Below are 22,771 nucleotides of genomic sequence, written 5' to 3'. Positions count from 1 at the left end.
GCTCACTTTCGGTGGTGACATTCTGTAGCGGCGTCGCAGGCATGCGCGCGAGCCTCTGACGTCGGCGCTTCAGGGCTGGCAGCCGGAGCATCTCGCTCGACGCCTTAACGAGTGCGCTGAACGGCACGGGCGCACGGAGCGGCTGCACCTCAAGACGCCGTACAAGTGGAAGAAGGGCGATGTTCCCCGCAGTCCGTGGCCATCGCTGACCACGGCGCTGTTGTCCGAGCAGTTGCAGCGGACGATCAGTGTCGATGAACTGGGTTGGCCGGACGACGGGGTCGAGGCCGTACCCGCCTCTGCCGGTCTGCATCTGCCCTGGTCCTCGGCCGGGGCCTTGCGGGCGGCCGAGGTGGTCCACGAATCTGAGGGAATGATGCACCGACGAATCTGAGGGAATGATGCACCGACGGATGTTCCTCACTCTGCTCGGTTCCGCACTGACGTCACCGGCGCACGAGTGGCTGATCGCCCAAGCGCCGCAACACATCGCGTCGACCACGGGCCGCCACTTGTCCGGCGAGGTCGTCGACCACCTGGATGCGGTGACAGCCAGCCTGCGACGCATGGACGACCACCTCGGCAGCGGCCAAACCCTGGGGCTGGTCCGCCAGCACCTGGGCACGGTGGTCGGGGTGCTGCGAGAGCGCAGTTACACCGACACCGTCGGCCGACGCCTCCACGCCACCGCCGGTGAGCTGCTGCGCCTCGCCGGCTGGCTGTCCTTCGACGACGGCCACCACACCCAGGCGCAACGGTTCTGGATCGCAGGCCTCTACCAGGCCAACGCGGCCGGCGATCGTGGGCTCGGCGCGAACATCCTCGGGTTCATGTCCTGCCAGGCCAAGGACATCGGTCAGCTCCGCCAGGCCGTGACCCTCGCCGAGACCGCGCGAGCCAGCTACCCCACTACGAGCCCGAAGGTGGCGGCGATTCTCGATCTACGGGCCGCCGAGGCGTACGCCAACAACCGGTCGGTGACCGACACTCGCCGCGCACTCGACAACGCATTCGGCCGGTTCACCGACAGCCGGCCGGAGCACGGCGACCCCGACTGGTCCTACTGGGTCAACGAGGCGCAGGCTCATGCCCAGGCCGGCTACTGCTTCATCAAGCTCGAAGACTGGCCACGCGCCCGTGATCACCTGCGGACCGCGTTGCGGCTACAGGGCAACGAGTGCACCCGCGAGGGCGCATTGCGCAACGCGCTGCTCGCGACCACATACGTCCAGCAGGAGCAGCCCGAGTTGGACAAGGCGCTCGCCCTCGGTGACCAGGCGGTACAGACCCTGACTGGACAGGTCACCTCCGCCAGGTGCATTAAGCACGTTCGCAACCTGGTCGGCGCGCTTACTCCCTATCGGCGCACTCCCGCTGTCCGTCGATTCTGTCACGACGCAAGAGACCTCATCGCCACGGTGAGGACCCCATTACGTTGAACATTCCTGGCGACTCTCCATCTGCCGGGAGAGCCGCCAGGAACACCATCCGGTGCACGTGGGGTGGTTGGGCGACGTCATTCGTAGTGGTAGCGGCACTGCGCTATCTGCACTGTGTCATCGACGATCCGGTACACCAGGCGGTGTTCCTGATCAATGCGTCTCGACCAGAACCCCGACCAGTTGCCGCGGAGTTGCTCCGGTTTGCCGATGCCCTGGTGGCCGTTGCGTCGGATGTCCTCGATCAGGGTGTTCACCCGCTTGAGCATCTGGCGATCCCGTTGCCAGGCCAGATAGTCCTCCCAGCCCCGGCTGGCGAACTGGACCTTCACGCCGCCGAGGCCTCGCCTGGACTGGCATCGGGGTCGATCAGGTCGTGCATCTCCCCACCCCCGTTGCGCAGTTCTTCGACGGCTTCGTTCAGACGGCGCGCGTTGGCGGGGCTGGCCATCAGGTACGCCGTCTCCTTCAGCGACTCGTACTCACGCAGCGAGATGATGACGGCGGCCTCACGGCCGGAGCGGGTGACCACGACTTCCTCGGCGTCGTCCACAACATGGTCGAGCATCTTGGCCAGGTTCTGCCGGACTTCTGAGTAGGGGACGGTGCGCATGATGCCTCCCGAGCATGGCGTACAAGAAATTGTACAACCGGATAGGGTTGTGTGTGAGTCCTGCGCCGTGCTGGGCTGTCGATCAAGCGCTGGAGCAGCGCGGATGTAGCGGAAGCGGCTCGCCGGCCACGATCATCATCTGGTTCGCATGGTGGTGCCTCCGGGGGCCTTGGACGCTGTCAGTGAGGTCTGCTGGTGGCGGCGGCGAGTGCGGCTTCGATCAGCAGGGCTCCGGTCAGGGCGGTTCGTCGGGCAGGAAGACGCGTGTGAAGGCGAAGCAAGCGGGTGAGAGGGCGGCAACGCTGTTCTGGTGCGTTCGCACCGGTCCTGGCATGCGGTGAGGACCCTGGCCCGGACTCGGCGCAGGCTCAGCGCGTCGACGCGCTCGGTGAGCCCGCGCAGATCCGTCACGTCACCGGTGGCGAACTGGGCGCGCCAGCCGGGCAAATCGTCGGCGACGGCCTGGTAGAGGCCGCCGCTCACCTCGGTGCCGATCACCCGGAGGGTCGCGTTCTTCACGTCCCGGACCCGGTCGCGTACGTCCTTGTCGAGCCCGGGCGGCGCGACCAGGATGCGGACCTGCTGGTTCCCGATGGCCTCCCGTACCCGCTGCTCGTTCCACCGCGCGACCGACCCGGGGAGCCGCACCACGGGGTCGGCGGCCACCAGCGCGGTCATCTCGGCGACCGAGGGCACGGTCGCGTCGCTCAGCTCGCCGGCCGACCCCTCCTCGACCCCCGCTGAGGACGACGGCGACCCGTCCCCCCGCGCCCACCGGCGATCAGTTCGGCGCGGGTGAGCAACTGCTCGGCCTCGGGCACCCGGGACGCTGCCGCGTCCCGGGTGACGGCCGCACTGTCGATCTCCGCGCGGGCGGTGGACCAGGCGGTCCGGTGCGCCTGCGCCCGGGCCCGCCACCAGGGCAGCAGGGCCGTCACGAAGCCGGCACCCACCAGCAGCAGGCCGCCGACCAGCCAGATCGGGAGGGTGTGTGACATGCGCACCAGGCTTGTGCCGAGGGGCCCGGATCCACTTCCGTGACGAGCGAGGGTACGGCCGAGTCTGGCTGATCGAGGCGAGCTGATCCATCCGGGGCTGCCGGCGCGTGGCCGCGGTGATCGGCCGCCTACGGGTTGCGTTCGGGTGTGGGCATGGGGTGGTGGGTGGGGGTGCTCATCCGTCGCGCGGTTCGCCAGGGAAGGATCGTGTCGTGCATACCTCGACGCGTACGCGTGCTCTGCTCGGTGGCTTGGTCCTCGCGGTGGCGACGGTCGGAACCTGGTGGGCCTGGCTCGGCTGGGACACGGAGTACACGGTCGACCCGGTGACCGACTCGGTCAGCGGCCCGTACGAGGTGTGGCAGGTCGTCGGGTGCGTCCTGTCCCTGGTGGTGATCGCCGCCGTCGGCGGCTGGACGCTCAGCCCCTGGCTGGTGGCACCGGTCATGACGGTGGCCTTCACCGTGGCCTGGGCGTGGCAGGCGGCGACGAGCGACGACTCCGGCCTGTGGGCGGTCGGTGCGCTCCTGGTCCTGTTCGGGATGGCGGCGGGCACCACCGCGGTCAGCGCCGGCGTCCGCCTGTTCCGCCGACACCGCCCCGCCGCAAGCTGACCCGCCCTCCCCGCCCCCTGCGCCGCCGCCCGCCGGCCCGCGCGGCTGCCCGCCCTGCCCGTTCCCGTCGTGCCGCCGCAGGCACGGGGCAGCGGGCGTGCCGAGGCCCCGGTAGGGTGCCCGACCATGCGTGACGGGGCCGGTGCGGACTGGTGGGCGGCCGTCCCGCCGCGCCGGGTCAGCCATCTCGTGGATGTCGACCCCGAGCTGCTCCGGTTGGCCCTCGACCCGCTACCCCCGGCCGCGCCGGCCGTGCTCACCCACCGTCCGGAGCGGGGCCTCCCCCTGCCCGGCCTGGTCGCCGCCCTCCTCGACCAGTTGGCGGACGCGGCCCGGGCGTTGTTCCCCCGCTGGTTGCCGGGCGCGGGCCGGCTGGACGGCGGCGGAACGCTCGGCGTGGCCGCCGTCCGGGGGCTCGCCGCCCGGCTCGCGGCCCGCTCGGACCACTTCGGACCGTTCCTCGCCGACCTCGCCGAGCGGGCGCTGCGCGACCCAGTCGTCCCGGGTGCCGCCGGCCGGAGCGGTCGCCGGTCGCGGTTCCCCGCCGAGGTGCGGGCCGCCGGCCTGACCCGGGTGCTCGCCGACGCGTACGACCGGGAGTCCTGCGTGCTGGTGGCCGAGCAGCCGGAGGGGGCCGGGCCCGAGGACGAGAGGGTCCTCGTGGCGGCGGCCGAGTGGCTGGTCCAGCACGGCCGGTGCGCGGTGTGGCTGGTCGGCCCGCTCCGGCACGGAGCCGACCGGGTCCGGCCGGTGCGGCTCCGGCTCCCGGCGCACCTCGACGAATTGACCGGCGACGCCCGTCGGGCCTCTGACAGCGCTGCCGCTGCGGAGCTGGTGTACCCGCCGCTGGCCGGGGCACCGCGCCCGGACAGCGTCGCCGAGCAGGCACTGGAGCGGGCTCTCGCCCCGCACGGGTGGGCCCGGGGCCGGCGGTGGAACCACACCTACGAATGGCATCCCCTGAGCCGTTCGTATCGGTTGGATCTGTTCTGGACGGTCGAGGGGCTTGCGATCGAAGTGGACGGCCCGGAGCATCGGGGACGAATAATGTTCGCCGACGACCGGCGGCGCGACGTGCAGCTCCAGCTCCTCGGGCTCGACGTGCTCCGGTTCACCAACGAGCAGGTGCTGACCGACGTCCAGGCCGTGGTCCGGAGCATCCGGGAACTGCTGGCCCGACGACGCGCGGCCGGCGCGCACCCCTGACAGGAATGAGGCCCCATGTCAAGCAGCACTGCGGACCTTCCGAGCCTGACCCCGAACCAGATCAACGCGCTCGTCGTGCTGATGGTGGAGGCACGCAAGCTGACCAACGCCGAGCTGCAGGAGCTGGCCGGATTCACGCTCACCGGCAAGGACAACAAGAAGCTGGTGGAGCTGGGCCTGGTCGAGACCGACCGCAGCCGCCGCCTGCTCTCGCACGAGCTGACGGATGAGGGCTGGCGGGTGGTGCGCGAGCTGCACACCGCCGCCCCGCCCAAGGCGGGCCGCTCGGCCAGCCGCTCACTGTTCACCCTGCTCACCAACCTGCACCGAGGGCTGGACCGGCTGCGGATCAGCCACGGTGACTTCTTCAAGCAGACCGGCGCCGAGCCGGCCCCGGAGGTCGCGCCCACGTCGCCCACGGAGGTCGCGCCCACGCCGGCCCGGTCGTCCGTCGGGGGCGACACCGAGGCGCTGGTCCGGGCCGCGTACCGGGAGTTGGCCGCGCGGCCCGGCGCCTGGGTCGGCCTCGCCGACCTGCGCGATCACCTCGGTGGTGCCGACCGCGCGGCGGTGGACACGGCGCTGCGGGCACTGGTCCGGCAGGACGGTGTACGGATCATCCCGGTCGCCAACAGCAAGTCGCTGACCGCGCGGGACCGGGCGGCGGCGGTACGCATCGGGGACGAGGACAACCACATGCTGGCGATCGGGGCGGCATGATCCCTGACGACGAGCGCGCCGCGCTGGAGGCGTTGACCTTCCACCCGGCCGTCACCCCCGACGACGTGTGGCGGCCCTCCCCGTATGACGTGCCCGAGCTGCACGAGCGGGTGGTCGCCGAGATCCTGCGCGGGGTGGCCCGCGCCCGCACCGACGACACCAGCCGGCCCCTCGGGGTGGCCATGCAGGGGCGGGCCGGTTCCGGGAAGACCCACCTGCTCGGCGCCGTCCGGGAGCGCATCCAGCAGGACGGCGGCTACTTCTTCCTGGTCAACATGGTCAGCGGCCGGACCTTCTGGTCGAGCGTCGCGCTGGCCATGGTCGAGGGGATGGGCCGGGAGTCCGGTGGCTGGGACACGCAGTTACGCAAGTTCCTGCGCCGGCTCACCTCGCAGCTCGGCATCCCCGCCGAGGTCCGGGACGCGGTGTCCGGCACCGAGCCGCTCACCCGCGAGCACCTGGACACCTTCGTCCGCGCCCTGCGCACCCACCACCGCGAGGTGGGCCGGGACTGCCAGGACACCGTCCGGGCGCTGGTGCTGCACGGGTCCCACGAGTTCGACGACCAGGACATCGGCTACGCCCACCTGATCAGCGAGCCGGGCGACCCGGCGCGCCGGGCGGAGTGGGGGCTGACCCACGGCGTACGCCCCCCGCAGCAGGTCGTCCAGGACATCTCCCGGCTGATGGCGCTGACGCTCGACCCGACGGTGATCGCCGTCGACCAGCTCGACACGCTTTTCGCCCAGACCAGCACGTCCATGTTCGACCCGCGCGCGGAGCTGGACGAGGCCCACGCGACCGCGTTCGGGCCGATCGCCGACGGCCTGCTGACCCTGCGCGACGTTACCCGCCGGACCCTGCTCGTGGTGTCCTGCCTGCCGGACACCTGGGAGCTGCTGACCCGCAGCGCGCCGACCTCGGTGGCGGACCGGTTCCGGGTCTCCCTGCTGCCCGACCGGATTCCGACGCCGCAGATCGGGCAGGCCATCGTGGCGAAGCGGCTCGCCGCCGTGTTCACCGAGCGACGGTTCGCCCCGCCCCATCCGACGTGGCCGATCAGCCCCGACGCCTTTGCCGACGCCCCGAACCTCACTCCGCGGGCCCTGCTGCGCCGGGTGGACCGGCACGTCGCCTGGTGCCGCGACGCCGACGAGGTGACCCTGCTCGACCGGTTCGTCGACGGCGGGGGCCCTCCGGTCGCCCCGCCGCCGGGGTTGGCCGGTACGGCGGATCTGCGCCCGCTGGACGAGCGGTTCGCCCGGCTGGTGGCGGCGGCCGAGGTGCGGCCCGCGCTGGAGCACCGCACCGAGGACGAGCACCTGCCGCCGCTGCTCGCCGCCGGGCTCGCCGCGTGGATCGCCGAGCAGGCCCCGACCGGGGCCACGTACAAGCACGACCCGCCGCCGGGCCGCAAGCCGGCGCTGCACGGCCGCCTGATCGAGGTGCTCGACGAGGCCACCGAGAACGAGGCGCACTGGTGCTTCCGGGGGATCGCCCACCCGAACGCGATCGCGACGATCGCCCGGGTCAGGGCGGCCTGCACGATGGCCGGCCTGGACCGGCAGTACCCGCAGCGGCGGCTGGTGCTGCTGCGCAACGGCCCCTGGCCGACCGGGAAGCGCACCTCGGAGGTGCTGGCGGAGTTCGACGCGGCCGGCGGGTTGCGCTGCGCCGTGGCGGAGGCGGACCTGCGGGTGTTCGCCGCGCTGCGGGAGCTGGCCCGGGAACCCGACGCCACCTTCCAGGAGTGGCTGGTCGCCCGCCGTCCGGCGAGCGGCACCACCCTGCTCGGTACGGTGCTCGGCGACCCGGCCCCCGCCTGCCCCGCGGACGGGAACGGACCCGTGACGCCGGTGTCGCGGGACGCCGACGGCCCGGTGGCGGGGACGGCCGACGCTGCGGGACCGGGTCACGACGACGCTCCGGTGGCGGGTTCTGCGGGCGACGGCCGGGTAGCGGGCGCGGCGGCGATCCGGCTGGGGAACACCACCGACGGACAGCCGTTCTCGGTCGACCTGGAGTCGCTGCGCCGGCACACCGTCGTCTTCGCCGGCTCCGGATCTGGCAAGACGGTGCTGATCCGGCGGCTGGTGGAGGAGTGCGCCCGGCAGGGCGTGTCCTCGATCGTGCTCGACCCGAACAACGACCTGGCCCGGCTGGGGGACGCGTGGCCGCAGCCGCCGGTCGGCTGGGGGCCGGGCGACGACGAGCGGGCCCGGGACTACCTCGACCACACGGAGGTCGTCGTCTGGACGCCCCGGGTCACCGCCGGGCGGCCGTTGAGCTTCCAGCCGCTGCCGGACTTCAGTCCCGTGCGGGACTCGCCGGACGAGTTCGACCAGGCCATCCGCTCGGCGGTGGAGGCCCTCGCGCCCCGGGCCGGGGTGGACCGGCCCACCCGGCTCGCCCAGCAGGGCAAGGCCGTGCTGACGGAGGCGCTGCTGGCGTACGCGAGGACCGACCTGGTGGGCCTGCCCGCCTTCACCGAGTTCCTCGCCGACCTGCCCGACGGGGTGAGCCGGCTGGCCCGGGCCGACAAGCTGGCCCTCGACCTGGCCGAGACGCTCAAGGCGGCGATGGTCACCGACCCGCTGTTCGGCGGCGCGGGCGCCCCGGCCGATCCCGGCCTGCTGCTCACCCCGACGCCCGGCCGGCGGGCCCGGGTGTCGGTGGTCAGCTTCGTCGGGCTCACCTCCGACCAGGAGCGGCAGAGCTTCGTCAACCAGTTGCAGATGGCGCTGTTCGCCTGGGTCAGGCGGCACCCGGCCGGGGACCGGCCGCTGGGCGGCCTGTTCGTCATGGACGAGGCGCAGACCCTCGCCCCGTCGACCGGGAACACCGCCTGCACGGCCAGCTCCATCGCCCTGGCCTCGCAGGCCCGCAAGTACGGCCTCGGGCTGGTCTTCGCCACCCAGGCACCCAAGGGCCTGCACAACCAGATCTCGGGCAACGCCACCACCCAGTTCTTCGGTCTGCTCAACGCCCCGGCGCAGATCGACGCGGCGCGGCAGCTCGCCGAGGCCAAGGGCGGCCGGCTGCCCGACATCGGGCTGTTGAACAGCGGCCAGTTCTATGTCGCGGGGGAGGGCTTCCCCTTCGTCAAGGTGGACACCCCGCTGTGCCTGACCCACCATCCCAAGGCGCCGCTGACGCCGGAGGAGGTGGTGCGGCGGGCGGGCTGAGTCGGGCCGCCGCACGCCGGAGGGCCAGGGCCGCCGCACGCCGGAGGGCCGCCGCACGCCGGACGACGTCGGGTGCGGCCCGTGTACCGACCCCCGGCACACGGACCGCCCCCGCGACGCCGGCCTCCCCGGCCGGCGGGTGGACCTTCCCCTGGTGCGCCGGCCCCCTCCGGCCGGCGCGCGGGTCGCCCCCGCGACGCCGGCCCCTCCGCCGGCGCCTGGTCCGCGCTAGTAGGCCAGCTCCACCGGGCGGCCGAGCAGGTGGGCGCCGTTGTTGCCCAGCCAGCCCTCCGCCGCCGCCGCGTGCTGGGCGAAGGTGTGGATGTCCCGGAAGCGGCGCTGCACCGGGGAGGAGTCGCGGGCCGCGCCGCCCCCGCCCGCCCGGTAGCAGACGTCCACGGCGGCGGTGGCGACCTCGGTCACCCAGGGCAGGCTGGCGGAGACCTGCGGGCGCAGCGCCTCGACCGCAACCGGGTCCTCCGCGCAGGCCGCCCGGTACAGGTCGTCGGCCAGCGACCGCACCAGCGCCCGGGCCGCCCGGACGTTCAGGTCGGCCCGGCCGAGCTGCACCCGGAAGGCCGGCGAGTCGGCCAGCGACTGCCGCGCGTACAGCCGCTGCCGGCCGCCGTCGAGCAGCGCCACCGTGTCGTCCAGGGCGCCCTGGGCGATCCCGACGGCCACCGCGCCCAGGTGCAGGACGAACTGCGCCAGCGGCGCGACGAACCCCGGCCCCGGCACGCACGGGACCCCGGTGAACAGGTCGAAGCTCTGCTCCGCCGGGCAGAACACCGACTCGATCAGCACGTCGTGGCTGCCGGTGCCGCGCAGCCCCAGCGTGTGCCAGGTGTCCTGCACCCGCACCGCGCCAGCGGGCAGCAGCATCGAGCGGACCTCCACGGGCTGGCCGCCCGGGCCGGGCAGCGGCTGGCCGTCCCCGGTGAGCACGCAGTTGCCGAAGATCCAGTCGGCGTGTCGGGAACCGCTGGCGAACCCCCACCGCCCGGTGACCTGGAACCCGCCGTCGGCCAGCTCGGCCCGGCCCTGCGGGGCGAAACCGCCGGCCACCACGACGTCCGGGCCCGCCGCGTAGAGCTTGTCGAACCGGTCCCGGGGGAGCAGTGCCAGCAGGTGCGGCGTCTCCGCGCCGATCATCACCGTCCAGCCGGTGGAGCCGTCGGCGCGGGCCAGCGCCTCCAGCACCGCCAGCCCGGTGTGCGGGTCCGCCTCGTACCCGCCGTGGCTGCGCGGCACGAACATCCGGAAGCAGCCCGCGGCGCGGAGCCCGTCGAGCAGGTCGGCGGGCAGTTCCCGGCTCGCCTCGATGTCCTCCGCCCGCCGGCTCAGCTCCGGCACCAGCTCCCGTACCGCGCCTGTCAGCCGGATCCGGTCCTGCTCGTCCATGGTTGCCTCCTGCTCGCCCCGGGCGTCGCGGCGCCGCCCCGGCGCCGTCGGACTCGCGGCGCCAGCCTGCGGCGCCCGCGGTGCAGACGTTGGACGACCCGACGTCCCGGCGGGAAGGGACGGCAGTACCGACCCGCCGGGCACTCCTGCCCGGCGGAAGTTCCCGGGTGGCCGGGACGGCGCGCACCAGGCGGCCGGGACGCCGGGACCGGCATGCTCGGGGGGACCGGCGGTGTCGCCCGTACCACGACCCGCCGGCCCCACCGACGACCACGTCCCCGCCCGGGAGGCGCCCGTGTCCGGCCCCGCCCACCCGTTGCCGTTCCTCGCCCCCGTCCCGGCCGGGCTCCGGGCGACTGTCGCCGGACCGACACCCGCTGCGTGGCGCCGGGGTCTCGGCAACCGACGTCCCGACTGACAGGATCACGCCATGCTGGTCGACCCGGTGCCGCGCGCGCTGACCGCCCCGAACGCCGGTGACGACTCCCGCCAACCGGTCGCCGCCTGGACGGTGCTGGTCAGTTGCGTGCTGCTGCTCGCCGCCACGACGCTCTGCTGGGCCCTCGCCCACCGCCCCTGGGGGCTGTCCCAGCTCTACTTCCTCGTCGACTACACCGACTGCGCGGTGTACGGCGCGACCGGCTGGCTGATCCTGCTGCGCCGCGGTCACCCGGTGGCCTGGCTGCTGGCGGTCACCGGGGTCGGCGGGGGGATCGCCGCCCTGGGCGCCCAGTACCTCGACCTGCTCCGGGTGCGTCCCGGGCTGCCCGAGGTCACGCTGCTGACCTCGGCCCGGCACTGGGGCTGGGTGCCGGGAATGCTGTCGCTGATCGTGGTGCTGCCCTGGCTGGTCCGGGAGAGCCGGCTCACGCTGGGCCCCCGGGTGGCGGTGACGGCCGGCGCCGTGGTGGTCGCCGCGACCGAGCTGTTCCAGTTGACCTTTCCCGGGCTGGGTGGTGCCCCGTCCGGCGCGCCGCTGGCGATCCGCAGCGCGGACTGGGCCGAGTTCGTCGCCCGGGTGCAGCCCGTGCTCACCGCCCTGGTGCCGCTGCTCGGGCTGGTCGCCGCCGCCGGGCTGCTGTGGCGGCGGCGGGTCTCGCCGGCCGTCGAGCGGGTCGGCCTGGGCTGGCTCGCGGTCGGCACGGCGCTGCTAGCGGTGAGCTTCGCCCCGATGGCGCTGCCCGCCGACTGGGCGGGCCTGGTGCCGGAGTCGCTGCCGCCGACCGCCATGCTGGCCGCGCAGGCGTTCTTCCCGGCCGCCGTGCTGGCCGTGGTGCTGCGGCAGCGGCTGTGGGGGATCGAGATCGCGGTCCGCCGCACGCTGGTCTGGTTTCTGCTGACCTTCCTGCTGGTCGCCGCGTACGTCGTCGGGGTGACCACGTTGGACGCCCTGCTCCCGGCCAGCCAGGCGGTCCCCGGGGTGCTGGTGACCGCCCTGGTCGCGGCGGCCGTGCAGCCCGGACGGTGGTGGGTGCAGCGACGGGTGGACCGGCTGATCCACGGCGCGGCGGCGGAACCGCTCGGCGTGGTCCGGGGCGTCGGCGACCGGATCAGCGCGAGCGAGGACCCGACCGACGTGCTGACCGGGGTGGCGCGGAGCCTCACCGAGTCGCTGCGGTTGGGCGCCTGCGGCATCGAGGTGGACGGCCCGGACCCGTGCACCGCCCACTGCGCGTCCGCCGGGCCGGTGGGGGAGCCGCTGGTGCTGCCGCTGCGCCGGGGCGAGCGGGAGGTGGGGCGGCTCACCGCGTGGGCCCGGGCCGGCGAGCGGCTGGACGGGCGTACCCGTTCGGCGCTGGTCGATATGGTGCCGGTGGTCTCCTCGGCGGCCAGCCTGGCCGCGACCAGCCGGGCGTTGGTCGCCTCCCGGGCCCGGCTGGCCGAGGCCCGCGACTCGGAACGCCGCAAGCTGCGCCGGGACCTGCACGACGGGCTCGGGCCCGCCCTGGCCGGGGTGGCGCTCGGCCTCCAGGCGGCCCGCAACCTGCTCGGCACCGACCCGGGCGCGGCCGGACGGCTGCTGGACCGGCTGCGCGACGAGACGGACCAGCGGGTCGAGCAGGTCCGCGACCTGGCCCGCGGGCTGCTGCCGCCGGTCCTCGGCGAGCGCGGCCTGGTCCCCGCGCTGCACGAGCTGGCCCAACGGTACGACGGCTCGGGGCTGACCGTGCAGGTCGAGGCGACGCCGCTGCCGCTGCCCGAGCCGGTCGCCACCGCGGTGTACGGCATCGTCTCCGAGGCGGTCCGCAACGCCCTGCGGCACTCCGGCGCACCGACCTGCCGGGTGGCGGTCGAGCGGGACTCGGGCGGGCTCACGGTCCGGGTGACCGACCCGGGCCGGGGCGTCGAGGTCGGCACGCCGGCCGGGGTCGGCATGCTCTCCATGCGGGAGCGGGCCGAGGGCGTCGGCGGGGCGTGCGTGATCGGCCCGGGGCCCGACGGCGGCACCGAGGTCGTCGTCCGGGTGCCCGCCGAGCGGCTGCCGCCGGTCGACGGGGACCGGCCACCGGCCGTCCCCACCCCGCGCGGGTGGGCTCCGGTCGACCCCGGACCGGAGCCGGCGGACGCCGTCCCCGACCCGGTCGGATCGTCGGCGGACCAGCGGCAGGCGCCGGGCGGGCCGGCGCAGGCCGGTACGGTGCCGGGGACGCGGACGGGACGAACCCTGGTGGTGCGGCGGTGACCGGTGACGGTGCGGTGGACGGTGGCGCGACGAACCCTGGTGGTGCGGCGATGACGGGTGACGGTGCGGTGGACGGTGGCGCGGCGGTGATCCGGCTGGCGGTGGTCGACGACCATCCCGTGTTCCGGCTCGGCATGACGGCGCTGCTGGCGTCCACGCCGGGGCTGGAGGTCGTCGGCGAGGCCGCCGACGCCGACGAGGCGGTCCGGGTGGCCGACCTGACCCGGCCCGAGGTGATCATCATGGACCTGCACCTCGGCGGGCGGTCCGGCGTGGAGGCCACCCGGGAGATCGTCGCCCGGCACCCGGGGACCGGGGTGCTGGTGGTGACGATGCTGGACGACGACGACTCGGTGTTCGCCGCGCTGCGCGCCGGGGCGCGGGGCTACCTGCTCAAGGGCGCCGCGCCGGGCGAGGTGGAGCGGGCCGTCCGCGCGGTCGCCAACGGCGAGGTGCTGCTCGGCCCGGTGATCGCCAGCCGGGCGATCGGCTTCCTGGCCGGCGGGCGGGCCGGCGGGCCGGCGCCGTTCCCCGAGCTGACCGACCGGGAGCGCGAGGTGCTGGACCTGGTCGCGCAGGGGCTGAGCAACGTGGTCATCGCCCGCCGGCTGACGTTGAGCCCGAAGACCGTCCGCAACCATCTGTCCAACGTGCTCGGCAAGCTCCAGGTCGCCGACCGCAGCCAGGCGATCCAGCGGGCCCGCGAGGCCGGTCTCGGCCAACCCTGACCGGTACGCGCCGACCCGGCCGGGGCGGCGTCCCCTGGGCCGTCCTTTCGCGGCGGGGGCCCGACGGGCTCCCTATGCTCGGGGCATGGAACTGCGGATCTTCACCGAACCCCAGCAGGGCGCCAGCTACGACCAACTGCTCGCCGTGGCCCGCTGCGCCGAGGAAGCCGGCTACGACGCGTTCTTCCGCTCCGACCACTACCTGAAGATGGGTGCGGTGAGCGGCGAACCGGGCCCGACGGACGCCTGGACCACCCTGGCCGGCCTGGCCCGGGAGACCTCCCGGATCCGGCTCGGCACCCTGATGACGGCGGCCACGTTCCGGCTGCCCGGCCCGCTGGCGATCACCGTCGCCCAGGTCGACCAGATGAGCGGCGGCCGGGTGGAGCTGGGCATCGGCGCCGGCTGGTTCGCCGACGAGCACACCGCGTACGGCATCCCCTTCCCCTCGGTGGCCGAGCGGTTCGACCGGCTGGAGGAGCAGCTCGCCGTCATCACCGGGCTCTGGGGGACGCCGGCCGGCGAGACGTTCGACTTCGCCGGCCGCCACTACCCGGTGACCGGCTCGCCGGCCCTGCCCAAGCCGGTGCAGCAGCCGCACCCGCCGGTCCTGCTCGGCGGCAAGGGGCCGAAGCGCACGCCCCGCCTCGCGGCCCGCTACGCCGACGAGTTCAACCTGCCGTTCGTCTCCGTCGCCGACTCGGTGGCCCAGTTCGACCGGGTCCGGGCGGCCTGCGCCGAACTCGGCCGGGACCCGGCCGGGATGCGCTGGTCGAACGCGCTGGTGCTGTGCTGCGGGCGGGACGAGGCGCAGGTGCGGCGGCGCGCCGAGGCGATCGGCCGGGAGCCGGCGGAGCTGCGCGAGAACGGGCTCGCCGGCACCCCTGCCGAGATCGTCGACAAGATCGGCCGGTACGCGGAGATCGGCAGCGAGCGGATCTACCTCCAGGTCCTCGACCTGGCCGACCTGGACCACGTCGAGCTGGTCGCCGCCGAGGTCATGCCGCAGCTCTGACGAGCCCGTCGCCGCGCGGGGCGGGATCGGGACAGCCGCTCATCGGCGTAGGGTTCCCCGACGACGCCGAGCGACGGGAGCACGACGTGGACGCAGGGGACCGGGGGCCGCGGCCGGGCGTCGGCGCGCGCGGGGCGGGGCCCGCCGACCGGGCACCGGGCGTGCCGGGGCACAACTGGGCCGGCAACGTCCGGTACGCCGCCGCCCGGCGGCACCGACCGTCCACGGTAACCGAACTGCGCCGGCTCGTCGCCGCCGGCGACCGGGTCCGGGCGGTCGGCACCGGGCACTCTTTCAACCGGTTCGGCGACACCACCGGCGACCTGGTGTCGCTGGCCGGCCTGCCGCCCACCGTCGAGGTGGACCGGGTACGCCGCACGGTCACGGTGGCCGCCGCCGTGCGCTACGGCGACCTGGCCATCCGGCTGCACGCCGCCGGGTACGCCCTGCCGACGATGGCGTCGCTGCCGCACATCTCGGTGGCCGGCGCGGTGGCCACCGCCACCCACGGCTCGGGCGTCGGGATCGGCAACCTGGCCACCGCCGTGGCCGCCCTGGAGCTGGTCACCGCCGACGGCGACCTGCTGACCGTGCGCCGGGACGCCGACGGCGACCGGTTCGCCGGGATGGTGGTCGCCCTCGGCGCGCTGGGCGTGGTCACCCGGGTCACCCTGGACCTGGTGCCCGCCTTCGAGGTGCGGCAGTACGTCCGGCTCGGCCTGCCCCGCGCGGCCCTGGACGAGGCGTTCGTCTCGGCGTACAGCGTCAGCCTCTTCACCGACTGGCGCGGCGGCCGGATCGGGCAGGTGTGGCGCAAGCAGCTCGCCGACGCCCCGCCACCGGAGGCCGGCTGGCTGGGCACCACGACGGCGGCCGGGCCGGTGCACCCGGTGCCCGGCATGCCGGCGGAGAGCTGCACCGCCCAGCTCGGCGAGCCCGGCCCGTGGCACGAGCGGCTGGCGCACTTCCGGCTCGGCTTCACCCCGAGCAGCGGCGACGAACTCCAGTCGGAGTACCACCTGCCCCGGGCGGCGGCGGCCGACGCGCTGGCCGCTCTCGACCCGGTGGCGGACCGGATCGCCGCCGTGCTCCAGGTCTGCGAGCTGCGCACGGTCGCCGCCGACGAGCTGTGGCTGAGCCCGCAGTACCGGCGGGACAGCGTCGCCGTGCACTTCACCTGGACTGCCGACGCCGACGCGGTGGCCCCGGTGCTGGCCGAGGTGGAGGCGCGACTGGCCCCGTTCGCGCCCCGGCCGCACTGGGGAAAGGTGTTCACGCTCGACCCGGCGGCGGTCGCCGCGGCGTACCCCCGGCACGCGGACTTCCTGGCCCTGCTGCGCACCCTGGACCCGGCAGGCAAGTTCCGCACAGCCCTGCTGGACCGCCACTTCCCCCGCTGACCGGCCGGATCCCCACTCCCACCACCCCCACCACTCCCACCGCCCCGGCTTCCCTTGATCGGCTGCGCCGGAGTGAGACGACACGCCGGAGCGGGTGTCCGCGAACAGCAGACGATCAAGAGGGCCGCCGGCCGGTTCAGCGCCGGCCGGCGGCCACCTGGTCCCGGAGGCTGCCGCGCTGCGCCGCCCGGCTGATGTCGCTGGGCGAAACGATGCCGACCAGCCGCTGCTCGGTCACCACCAGCGCCCGGCCGTCGGCGCACTCGCTGAGCCGGGGGAGCAGGTCGGTGAGCTGCTCGTCCGGGGAGGCCAGCACGAGCTGGTCGGCCCGGCAGGCCACCTCGGCCAGCGTGGTCGCGGCCCGCCGGTCGGCCGCCACGCCGCGTACCCGGTCGAGGGTGACCAGGCCGACCGGCCGGCCGTCCTCGGTCAGCGGCAGCGCCGAGTGCCGGTACGCGAAGAGGTAGTGGTCGACGAAGTCGGCCACGGTCATCTCGGCCGACGCGGTCTGCGGTTGGGGGGTCATCACGTCCGCCACCCGCACCCCGCGCAGCGCGCTGCCCATCCGGGCCTGCCGCTCCTCGATCCCGGCGGCCCCGATCAGGAACCAGCCGATCAACGCCAGCCAGAGCCCGCCGACCCCGGCGCCGCGCAGGAACTGCCACAGGCCCAGCCCGATCAGCAGCACACCGAGGATCCAGCCGGCCCGCGCCGCCACCACGGACGCCCTCGTCCGGTCGCCGGTGGCCTTCCACACGGCGGCGCGCAGCAGCCGCCCCCCGTCCAGCGGGGCGGCCGGCAGCACGTTGAAGATCGCCAGCAGGACGTTGATGCCGGCCAGCCAGGCCAGCGCGCCGAGCAGCAGCCCGTGCACCCCCGCCAGGGCGAGCAGCGCCGCCACGCCGCCGAAGAAGACACCGATGATCAGGCTGACCAGCGGCCCGATCCCGGCGATGCGCAGCTCCGCCCCGGGGTCGCGGGCCTCCCCGCGCAGCTCGGAGACGCCCCCGAAGAGCCACAGGGTGATCCCCTCGACCTCGATGCCGTTGCGCTTGGCCACCACCGCGTGCGCGACCTCGTGGGCCAGCAGCCCGAGGAAGAAGACCACCGCGGCGCTCAGCCCGGCCAGCACGTACGCCCAGGTTGGCCGGTCGGGGTACGACCGGGGGAACTGGCTGGCCGACAACAGCCAGGCGATCAACAGGAAGATGACCAGGACGCTCCAGTTGACCCCGACCGGCACGCCCGCGATCCGGCCGATCCGGAAGCTAGCCCTCATGTTCCGGTCATACCCCGCCAGTTCAGGGCCATGCCAGGCAGACGGTCACAGTTGAGTTGACGGGTGGGGGATAGTGGCGAAGGTGGCGAGGATGACGGACGAGGGCGACGACCCGTACCTGTGGTTGGAAGACCTGGACGGGACGGGCGCGGCCGAATGGGTGCGGGAGCGCAACGCGGAGACCCTGGCCGCGCTGACCGGGGGCGGGCGGTTCGCCGCCCTGCGGGGCGAGATCCGGCAGGTGCTCGACTCGGACGAGCGCATCCCCTACCCGGGGTGGTGCGGGGACCACTTCTACTACGACTTCCGGACCGACGCGTCGCATCCGCGGGGGAGGTGGCGGCGGACCACCCTCGACCAGTACCGCCGGCCCGAGCCCGAGTGGGACGTGCTGCTCGACCTCGACGCGTTGGCCGCCGAGGAGGGCGAGAACTGGGTCTGGGACGGTGCGACGGTGCTGCGCCCCGGGTACGAGCGCTGCCTGGTCAGCCTGTCCCGAGGCGGCTCCGACGCGGTCGTGGTGCGCGAGTTCGACCTGGTCGGCCGCACCTTCGTCGAGGACGGCTTCACGCTTGCCGAGGCCAAGAGCACGGTCTGCTGGATCGACGCCGACCACATCTACGTGGCCACCGACTTCGGGCCCGGGTCGCTGACCATCTCCGGCCATCCCCGGGTGGCCAGGCGCTGGCGGCGGGGCACGCCGCTGTCGGCGGCCGAGGTCGTCTTCGAGGGGCAGGCGGACGACGTCGCCGCCCACGCCTCGTACGACTGCACGCCCGGGTTCGAGCGCACCTTCCTGGTCCGGGACCTGGACTTCTACCGCAGGGAGAGCTACCTGCTGACGCGGGAGGGTGAGCGGCTGCGGATCGACGTGCCGGACGACGCCCGGTGGGACGTGCACCGGGAGTGGCTCGTGATCGGGCTGCGCTCGCCGTGGACGGTCGAGGGCGTCACCCATCCGGCGGGCGCGCTGCTGGCGGCCCGGTTCGACGCGTTCCTCGCCGGTGGGCGGGACCTGGCGGTGCTGTTCACGCCGGACGACCGCACCGCGCTGGGCGGGCACGCGTGGACCCGCAAACATCTCATCCTGGCCATCCTCGCGGACGTGCGGAGCCGGCTGGAGGTGCTGACCCCCGACGCGACGGGTTGGCGGCGGGAGCCGCTGCCGGGCGTACCGGAGTCCGGCCACAGCCGGCTGGTGGAGACCGACCCCGACACCGGCGACGACTACCTGCTCGCGTCCGAGGGGTTCCGGGAACCGGCGACCCTGCGGCTCGGCCGGGTCGGCGGCCCGGTCGAGACGCTCAAGCGGGCACCGGCGTTCTTCGCCGGCGAGGGCCTGGCGGAACGGCAGTTCTTCGCCACCTCGGCCGACGGGACGCGGGTGCCGTACTTCGTGGTGGGCGACCCGGACGCGGCCGGCGGACCGACCCTGCTCACCGGGTACGGCGGCTTCGAGGTCTCCCTGACCCCGCACTACAGCGGCGTCATCGGCCGGGGGTGGCTGGCCCGGGGCGGCAGCTACGTGGTGGCGAACATCCGGGGCGGCGGCGAGTACGGCCCCGGGTGGCACCGGGCCGCGCTCCGGGAGGACCGACCCCGGGCGTACGAGGACTTCGCGGCGGTGGCGGCCGACCTGGTCGCCCGGGGAATCACCACGCCGGCGCGGCTCGGCGTCCAGGGCGGCAGCAACGGCGGGCTGCTGGCGGGGGTGATGCTGACCCGCTACCCGGCGCTGTTCGGCGCGGTCGTCGCGCACGTGCCGCTGCTGGACATGCGGCGCTACCACCGGCTGCTGGCCGGCGCCTCGTGGATGGCGGAGTACGGCGACCCGGACGAGCCGACCGACTGGGCCTACCTGCGCCGGTACTCGCCCTACCACAACGTCCGTGGCGACCAGCCCTATCCGCCGGCCCTGTTCGTCACCTCGACCCGGGACGACCGGGTGCATCCCGGGCACGCCCGCAAGATGGCGGCCCGGCTGCGCGAACACGGCCACGAGGTGGCGTACTACGAGAACGTCGAGGGCGGACACGGCGCGGCGGCGAACAACGCGCAACGCGCCTTCGTCTGGGCGCTGACGCTGGAGTTCCTGTGGCGCAACCTGAGCGGGGAGGCGCGTCCGACCCTGCCGCACCAGCGGTCATCCATCGGTGCGTCGGAGCGGGAGGCAGCGGTGTGACGAAGAGCCGGGGTGACAGCGGCGCTCGTCACGCCTGCCGATTTGTCGTCACAGCGACGGTCAGGGTGTCGTCGCGGACGGTGTGATCTCGGGCCGGCTCTAACCGGGCTCGGCTGTCACGGTGCGTAACTGGCGTGCCGCCGATCGCTGGGCCATGCGATTCTCGACGCCGGTCAAGACGCGCAGTCAGCGGCAGATGAGGATGTCGTCCGGACCGCGTCCCTGCTGCCCCTCTGATCCGTGTATGCCGGTCGACGCGAGACGGCTGATAATGGTTCGGTCATGGCTGAGGATCAACTGAGCGCGGTTCGGCGCAGACTTCCAGAAGGAACGCAGGTCCAGGAAACGATCATCGGGTTTCCCGCGGGTGTCGGCCGAGCGGGTAGGACGGGGCAGGACATGGACCAAGGCACCCGCGACGAGTTGCTCGGCCGCCTGGTTGAGGCAGTCGGGTCCGTCACAGTCGCACACCCGACGCGGGTTGCCATCGACGGACCGCCCGCCGCAGGTAAGACCACGCTCGCCGACGAGTTGGCCGTTGTCTTGCGCACACAGGGCCGCGACGTCATCCGCGCGACGATCGACGATTTCCTCTTCCCCCGAGCACAGCGCTACCCGCGCGGCGAGTACTCGGCCGAAGGCTGCTACTTCGACACCCACGACTACGACGCCCTGAACCGGGTTCTGCTCGATCCGCTCGGCCCCGGCGGGGATCGACGCTTCCAACACGCGGTCTACGACCGCACAGCGGATACCGCGCTGTCCCCACCGGTCACGACGGTCCCCGCCGACGCCGTGCTGGTCTTCGACGGCGTCTTCCTCATGCGCCCGGAACTGATTGACCGGTGGGACCTGCGCATCTTCGTGTCGACCGCGCTCGAAAAGACCGTGGATCGTGCCGTGATCCGAGAGCGCCGGGTGTCATCTCGGGCCGAAGTCGAACGGCGCTGGCGCGAGCGTTACATCCCCTCCCAACAGCTCTACCTTGCTATGGTCCGTCCGACCGATCACGTCGACATCATCGTGCACAACGACGAGCCCCAGCAGCCGGTCTGGGCAACCCAAACACACTGACCGCACTCAATTCGACAGAAGCGGACGCCTGGCACACCAGCCGTCGTGGACAGTTGGCGTCACGGTCCGTATCCGGCATGCTCAAGGCCCGTGTAACCCATCAACTGAAGTCCCGCATCAAGCGGAGTACGACACAACGAAGTGGGCTATGAGCACTCGGGTGTCAGCGAGGGACGCGAATCGGTCCGGGAACACCGGCGCGCCGCCTCCGAACTGCTTCGCAGGGGGCGCGACCGGCGGTCAGCGGCTCGCCTTGACGCCTTGGATGAAGGTGCCCCAGGCGTTCGGGGCGAAGGTCAGCACTGGGCCCGTCGGGTCCTTGCTGTCGCGTAGGCCGACGATGCCGGGGATGTTGTCGGCGACTTCGACGCAGTTGCCGCCGTTGTTGCTGCGGGTCGACTTGCGCCAGACGGCACCGGTCAGGTCAGGCACGGGAGTACTCCTCTGCGACTTGCTGGATCAGGCTCTTGGATCGGGACTCGTTGAGAGCGCGGCTCGTCATGTCGGCCCAGATGGTGTCGTAGGCGGCCGTCTCGTGCGGTTTGTCGAGGTAGATCGCTCCGGTGGCGGCTTCCAGGTACGTCACCGGTGGTTCCACCTCCTTGCCGCTGCTGTCCTCGGGGAACTCCAGGATCGAGAAGGCTCCGGCCATCGCCCCGGCGTGCAGTCCGGCAGAAAAAGTCAGCACCTGCACGGTTACGTTGGGTAGCTCTGCGGCCTTCAGGATCTGCTGTAGCTGCTCGACCATGATCGTGGCGCTGCCGACCGGACGGCGCAATACTGCCTCGTTGATTATCACGCTGAGTTGCGGAGCGGAGAACCGGGTGAGAAGTGCCTGCCGTTCGACGCGGAGCTGGACGGCGCGCTGTTGCTCGTCCGCAACTTTTGCGTCGACCGCACCACCGGGCATCCGGAAGACCTGCTCCGCGTAGGCGCGGGTCTGGAGTAGACCGGGAACCAGCTCCGCCTCGTACTGCCGAATGTTCGACGCCCCGGCTTCCAGTCCGATGTAGAGCTGGAACCAGCGCGGAAGGCCGGAGCCGATGTAGTCGTGCCACCAGTTCTTGTTCTCCCGGGTGGCCGCCGTCATCGCGAGAAGCAACTCACTGTCCTTGGCGGAAGCGCCGTAGAGGTCGAGCATCTGCTGCACGTCGGCCTGCCGGAAACGGACGTGCTCCGCACCGTTCTCGATCCGGTGCAGCGTCGCACGTGCCCGGTCCAGTCGCTCGGCGGCCTGTTCCATCGTCAGCCCTGCCGCCTTGCGAAGCGACTCGAACTTGCGCCCGACCTGTCGCCGCAACATGGTCGATCCGGTCACTGATTGTGACACCGCCGTCCTCCCAGCTCAGATGGCCTCAACACGCGCCCGTCCAATTCAGACGAGGTGATGGCTCAGAAGCGATAGACACATTACACAGGGTGCGCCTTGAGGGATAGGTGACTCATCGGAATTCGCTATTGCGATGTTGCAACTGGTGCTTTCCGGTGCTTGACTGCCTCTGCGGCCACCGAGAAGTTCCTGCTGCTCAGTGGCTATGTGTGCCCTGCTGTCGTACCGCTGATCGAAGGCTGCGGTGGTAGGTGCTGGGGTGGGTCCGCCGGTGCGCGGCGGGCCGGTGGGCCCGCCCTTCCACAGGTCAATCTCGGCGAGAGGCAGGTCCTGTCATGCGTGTCTTCCTCCGGCGTGTCCGCCGTCGCCAGCGGGCGGTCCACGGGCCAGCCGGCCAGCGCTCGGCCGCGTACCGCCCGCTGCTGCCCTGGCAGGTGCGCGAGCAGCGGTTCCGGCCCACCCTGCTTGGCCGGCGCGGGCTCGATCCGCAGGAGGTGGGGGAGTTTCTCGACCGGGTTGCCGGTGATTTGGCCGCCGTCTACGATGCGCTCTCGCAGAGCCGGCGGGAGGTCAGCCGGATCAAGCTCGCGCTGTGTCACCTGCGGTCCGAGCGGGCGCACACCCGCAACGAGCGGGAGTGGGACCGGTGAGCGAACGCTTCGTCATCCATCTGCCGGTGGTCGCCAACGACCTGGTCTCCGCCCAGCGGCTCGCCCGGGTGGTGGCGCACTGGACGCACGTTCTGCCGCAGAGCGAACCGGGCGGCACCACCGTGTCGGCCGAGGACGACCAGAACGTACGCCACTGGGTCTTCTGCGACCGGCTCCTGCCCGGCGGCCGGCGATGCCTGCTCCGGCCCGACCACGACGGCGAGTGTTCCCGCCGGCCGAGGCTGCGGTGAGCG

Annotated in this window: 21 protein-coding genes; 13 read left to right on the top strand and 8 right to left on the bottom strand. The window is 73.3% G+C overall.

Annotation, left to right across the window (positions count from 1 at the left end; all coding sequences use genetic code 11):
* Positions 1–413 precede the first annotated feature (413 nt).
* Positions 414–1,439: a hypothetical protein gene (locus tag C5N14_RS25415; protein WP_243640021.1), complete on the top strand. Its 1,026-nt coding sequence runs from the start codon at positions 414–416 to the stop codon at positions 1,437–1,439.
* Between the two features lie 77 nt (positions 1,440–1,516).
* Here C5N14_RS25415 and C5N14_RS25410 read toward each other — a convergent pair whose 3' ends face one another.
* The 4 genes from C5N14_RS25410 to C5N14_RS32390 all read right to left on the bottom strand — a co-directional run bounded on the left by C5N14_RS25410 (position 1,517) and on the right by C5N14_RS32390 (position 3,050).
* Positions 1,517–1,771: a Txe/YoeB family addiction module toxin gene (locus C5N14_RS25410; protein ID WP_117671408.1), complete on the bottom strand. Its 255-nt coding sequence runs from the start codon at positions 1,769–1,771 to the stop codon at positions 1,517–1,519.
* Entirely contained in the window at positions 1,768–2,052 is a 285-nt protein-coding gene (locus tag C5N14_RS25405; RefSeq protein ID WP_117671406.1) for a type II toxin-antitoxin system Phd/YefM family antitoxin, read from the bottom strand. The genes C5N14_RS25410 and C5N14_RS25405 overlap by 4 nt, the downstream gene beginning before the upstream one ends.
* Positions 2,053–2,187: 135 nt before the next feature.
* On the bottom strand, positions 2,188–2,730 hold the full coding sequence (locus C5N14_RS33405; protein WP_243640019.1) for a hypothetical protein: 543 nt from the start codon (positions 2,728–2,730) through the stop codon (positions 2,188–2,190).
* Between the two features lie 29 nt (positions 2,731–2,759).
* Positions 2,760–3,050, bottom strand: a complete 291-nt coding sequence (locus tag C5N14_RS32390) for a DUF6403 family protein (protein WP_165878217.1) — start codon at positions 3,048–3,050, stop codon at positions 2,760–2,762.
* A 212-nt stretch (positions 3,051–3,262) separates the two neighbouring features.
* On the opposite strand from C5N14_RS32390, the gene C5N14_RS25395 reads away from it, so the two are divergent.
* From C5N14_RS25395 to C5N14_RS25375, 4 genes are all read left to right on the top strand, one after another.
* Complete coding sequence (locus C5N14_RS25395) at positions 3,263–3,664, top strand: hypothetical protein (protein WP_117671404.1); 402 nt, start codon at positions 3,263–3,265, stop codon at positions 3,662–3,664.
* A 126-nt stretch (positions 3,665–3,790) separates the two neighbouring features.
* Positions 3,791–4,870, top strand: coding sequence for a DUF559 domain-containing protein (locus C5N14_RS25385; protein ID WP_117671400.1), 1,080 nt, complete (start codon positions 3,791–3,793; stop codon positions 4,868–4,870).
* Between the two features lie 15 nt (positions 4,871–4,885).
* Complete coding sequence (locus tag C5N14_RS25380; RefSeq protein ID WP_117671398.1) at positions 4,886–5,590, top strand: hypothetical protein; 705 nt, start codon at positions 4,886–4,888, stop codon at positions 5,588–5,590.
* Positions 5,587–8,775, top strand: a complete 3,189-nt coding sequence (locus C5N14_RS25375; protein WP_117671396.1) for an ATP-binding protein — start codon at positions 5,587–5,589, stop codon at positions 8,773–8,775. Before C5N14_RS25380 ends, C5N14_RS25375 begins: the two co-directional genes overlap by 4 nt.
* A gap of 228 nt (positions 8,776–9,003) precedes the next feature.
* Here C5N14_RS25375 and C5N14_RS25370 read toward each other — a convergent pair whose 3' ends face one another.
* Positions 9,004–10,176, bottom strand: coding sequence for an acyl-CoA dehydrogenase family protein (locus C5N14_RS25370; RefSeq protein ID WP_117671394.1), 1,173 nt, complete (start codon positions 10,174–10,176; stop codon positions 9,004–9,006).
* Between the two features lie 430 nt (positions 10,177–10,606).
* Between C5N14_RS25370 and C5N14_RS25365 the strand changes: the two genes are divergently transcribed.
* From C5N14_RS25365 to C5N14_RS25350, 4 genes are all read left to right on the top strand, one after another.
* Entirely contained in the window at positions 10,607–12,859 is a 2,253-nt protein-coding gene (locus C5N14_RS25365) for a sensor histidine kinase (RefSeq protein ID WP_117671392.1), read from the top strand.
* Between the two features lie 50 nt (positions 12,860–12,909).
* On the top strand, positions 12,910–13,587 hold the full coding sequence (locus tag C5N14_RS25360) for a response regulator transcription factor (RefSeq protein ID WP_117671390.1): 678 nt from the start codon (positions 12,910–12,912) through the stop codon (positions 13,585–13,587).
* Positions 13,588–13,672: 85 nt separating this feature from the next.
* On the top strand, positions 13,673–14,602 hold the full coding sequence (locus C5N14_RS25355) for an LLM class F420-dependent oxidoreductase (RefSeq protein WP_117671388.1): 930 nt from the start codon (positions 13,673–13,675) through the stop codon (positions 14,600–14,602).
* 161 nt (positions 14,603–14,763) lie between these two features.
* The gene (locus C5N14_RS25350; protein ID WP_117671483.1) at positions 14,764–16,002 is read left to right on the top strand and encodes an FAD-binding protein; all 1,239 of its coding nucleotides are present in this window, start codon (positions 14,764–14,766) and stop codon (positions 16,000–16,002) included.
* 136 nt (positions 16,003–16,138) lie between these two features.
* On the opposite strand, the gene C5N14_RS25345 is transcribed toward C5N14_RS25350, so the two are convergent.
* A complete protein-coding gene (locus C5N14_RS25345) occupies positions 16,139–17,281 on the bottom strand; it encodes a site-2 protease family protein (protein WP_117671386.1) in 1,143 nt (380 codons plus the stop codon).
* Between the two features lie 91 nt (positions 17,282–17,372).
* Here C5N14_RS25345 and C5N14_RS25340 point away from each other — a divergent pair, with 91 nt between their 5' ends.
* Both C5N14_RS25340 and C5N14_RS25335 read left to right on the top strand, forming a co-directional pair.
* Entirely contained in the window at positions 17,373–19,463 is a 2,091-nt protein-coding gene (locus tag C5N14_RS25340; protein WP_117671384.1) for a prolyl oligopeptidase family protein, read from the top strand.
* Between the two features lie 399 nt (positions 19,464–19,862).
* Entirely contained in the window at positions 19,863–20,537 is a 675-nt protein-coding gene (locus tag C5N14_RS25335; protein ID WP_117671481.1) for a cytidylate kinase family protein, read from the top strand.
* Positions 20,538–20,777: 240 nt separating this feature from the next.
* Here C5N14_RS25335 and C5N14_RS25330 read toward each other — a convergent pair whose 3' ends face one another.
* Entirely contained in the window at positions 20,778–20,969 is a 192-nt protein-coding gene (locus C5N14_RS25330; protein WP_117671382.1) for a DUF397 domain-containing protein, read from the bottom strand.
* On the bottom strand, positions 20,962–21,840 hold the full coding sequence (locus tag C5N14_RS25325; protein ID WP_207892866.1) for a helix-turn-helix transcriptional regulator: 879 nt from the start codon (positions 21,838–21,840) through the stop codon (positions 20,962–20,964). Before C5N14_RS25325 ends, C5N14_RS25330 begins: the two co-directional genes overlap by 8 nt.
* 362 nt (positions 21,841–22,202) lie before the next feature.
* On the opposite strand from C5N14_RS25325, the gene C5N14_RS25320 reads away from it, so the two are divergent.
* Positions 22,203–22,517, top strand: coding sequence for a DivIVA domain-containing protein (locus C5N14_RS25320; RefSeq protein WP_117671378.1), 315 nt, complete (start codon positions 22,203–22,205; stop codon positions 22,515–22,517).
* Positions 22,514–22,768 (top strand): hypothetical protein, encoded by a 255-nt coding sequence (locus C5N14_RS25315; protein ID WP_117671479.1) that lies wholly within the window; start codon positions 22,514–22,516, stop codon positions 22,766–22,768. The genes C5N14_RS25320 and C5N14_RS25315 overlap by 4 nt, the downstream gene beginning before the upstream one ends.
* Positions 22,769–22,771: the final 3 nt, after the last annotated feature.

Origin of the sequence: Micromonospora sp. MW-13 (genome assembly GCF_003434305.1) — a bacterium.
In the GTDB taxonomy this organism is placed as follows: Bacteria; Actinomycetota; Actinomycetes; order Mycobacteriales; family Micromonosporaceae; genus Micromonospora.
Note: the sequence above shows the minus strand (reverse complement) of the source record. Positions and strands in the feature narration are given on the sequence as shown.

Bases quoted from the DNA above. Each gene is read 5' to 3' on its own strand.
- C5N14_RS25415 (WP_243640021.1), top strand. From the start codon at position 414: ATGTTCCTCACTCTGCTCGGTTCCGCACTGACGTCACCGGCGCACGAG.
- C5N14_RS25405 (WP_117671406.1), bottom strand. From the start codon at position 2,052: ATGCGCACCGTCCCCTACTCAGAAGTCCGGCAGAACCTGGCCAAGATG.
- C5N14_RS33405 (WP_243640019.1), bottom strand. From the start codon at position 2,730: ATGACCGCGCTGGTGGCCGCCGACCCCGTGGTGCGGCTCCCCGGGTCG.
- C5N14_RS32390 (WP_165878217.1), bottom strand. From the start codon at position 3,050: ATGTCACACACCCTCCCGATCTGGCTGGTCGGCGGCCTGCTGCTGGTG.
- C5N14_RS25385 (WP_117671400.1), top strand. From the start codon at position 3,791: ATGCGTGACGGGGCCGGTGCGGACTGGTGGGCGGCCGTCCCGCCGCGC.
- C5N14_RS25380 (WP_117671398.1), top strand. From the start codon at position 4,886: ATGTCAAGCAGCACTGCGGACCTTCCGAGCCTGACCCCGAACCAGATC.
- C5N14_RS25375 (WP_117671396.1), top strand. From the start codon at position 5,587: ATGATCCCTGACGACGAGCGCGCCGCGCTGGAGGCGTTGACCTTCCAC.
- C5N14_RS25370 (WP_117671394.1), bottom strand. From the start codon at position 10,176: ATGGACGAGCAGGACCGGATCCGGCTGACAGGCGCGGTACGGGAGCTG.
- C5N14_RS25365 (WP_117671392.1), top strand. From the start codon at position 10,607: ATGCTGGTCGACCCGGTGCCGCGCGCGCTGACCGCCCCGAACGCCGGT.
- C5N14_RS25360 (WP_117671390.1), top strand. From the start codon at position 12,910: ATGACGGGTGACGGTGCGGTGGACGGTGGCGCGGCGGTGATCCGGCTG.
- C5N14_RS25355 (WP_117671388.1), top strand. From the start codon at position 13,673: ATGGAACTGCGGATCTTCACCGAACCCCAGCAGGGCGCCAGCTACGAC.
- C5N14_RS25345 (WP_117671386.1), bottom strand. From the start codon at position 17,281: ATGAGGGCTAGCTTCCGGATCGGCCGGATCGCGGGCGTGCCGGTCGGG.
- C5N14_RS25340 (WP_117671384.1), top strand. From the start codon at position 17,373: ATGACGGACGAGGGCGACGACCCGTACCTGTGGTTGGAAGACCTGGAC.
- C5N14_RS25335 (WP_117671481.1), top strand. From the start codon at position 19,863: ATGGACCAAGGCACCCGCGACGAGTTGCTCGGCCGCCTGGTTGAGGCA.
- C5N14_RS25325 (WP_207892866.1), bottom strand. From the start codon at position 21,840: ATGTTGCGGCGACAGGTCGGGCGCAAGTTCGAGTCGCTTCGCAAGGCG.
- C5N14_RS25320 (WP_117671378.1), top strand. From the start codon at position 22,203: ATGCGTGTCTTCCTCCGGCGTGTCCGCCGTCGCCAGCGGGCGGTCCAC.